The sequence below is a fragment of the Leucobacter ruminantium genome (assembly GCF_017565705.1).
Taxonomy (GTDB): Bacteria; Actinomycetota; Actinomycetes; order Actinomycetales; family Microbacteriaceae; genus Leucobacter; species Leucobacter ruminantium.
In genome coordinates this window covers 1-857 of sequence record NZ_JAGDYL010000068.1, presented here as the reverse complement: position 1 = coordinate 857, position 857 = coordinate 1, and the positions used below count along the sequence as shown (strand labels likewise).

At 56.7% G+C, this 857-nt stretch carries 2 rRNA genes; both read left to right on the top strand.

Going from position 1 to position 857, the window contains the following annotated elements:
• Positions 1 to 189 (top strand): 16S ribosomal RNA (locus J4H91_RS15385); the annotation flags it as partial.
• A gap of 576 nt (positions 190 to 765) precedes the next feature.
• Positions 766 to 857, top strand: a 23S ribosomal RNA gene (locus J4H91_RS15380); the annotation flags it as partial.

The window sequence follows — 857 nt, the reverse complement described above, 5'->3', positions numbered from 1 at the left end:
TCAGCAACGCTGCGGTGAATACGTTCCCGGGCCTTGTACACACCGCCCGTCAAGTCATGAAAGTCGGTAACACCCGAAGCCGATGGCCTAACCCCTTGTGGGAGGGAGTCGTCGAAGGTGGGACTGGTGATTAGGACTAAGTCGTAACAAGGTAGCCGTACCGGAAGGTGCGGCTGGATCACCTCCTTTCTAAGGAGCACTCGAACCCCACCACGGTGAAGGTTCGCAGAATGACCAGAACACCACCGAACGCGTGGTGCTGGTCGCTCATGGGTGGAACATTTGACAACATGGCAAGCCGTGATCGCTGGCCTGTCTCAGTACGCAACGTGCCCTTTCGGGGAGATGTTGTTGGAACGGAGGGGTGAGGGGTTCGGGTTGTTTTCAAGCTGCACATTATTGGGTCCTGAAGGCCCAGACCGTCCCGGAACGAACCCCGGTGAACGCTCCCGCACCGTTGTGTGTGGAGGGTGATCGCCTGGGGGTGTTCGGGGGTGTGCTGTGTCTTCGACCCGCGCCTATCGCACGTGTTGGTGGTGGGGGTGGGATCGACCGTACGTTGAGAACTACACAGTGGACGCGAGCATCTATGCCCGTGTCAAAGATCCCAGGGAGTTTCCAGTGCTCGTGAGAGTGGTGGGGTGTTCTCGGGGTGTTTGGTGCGTGGTGTATTTACTTAATATTTCATTGGTCGCACACCTGCTGATGGGTCCCCTTGTATGGGGTGCCTGGGTGGGTGTGTGTTCGATCAAAATGCTTATGTGATTTCAAGTCTTCAAGAGCATACGGTGGATGCCTGGGCATCTGGAGCCGAAGAAGGACGTAGTAATCTGCGATAAGCCTCGGGGAGCCGATAA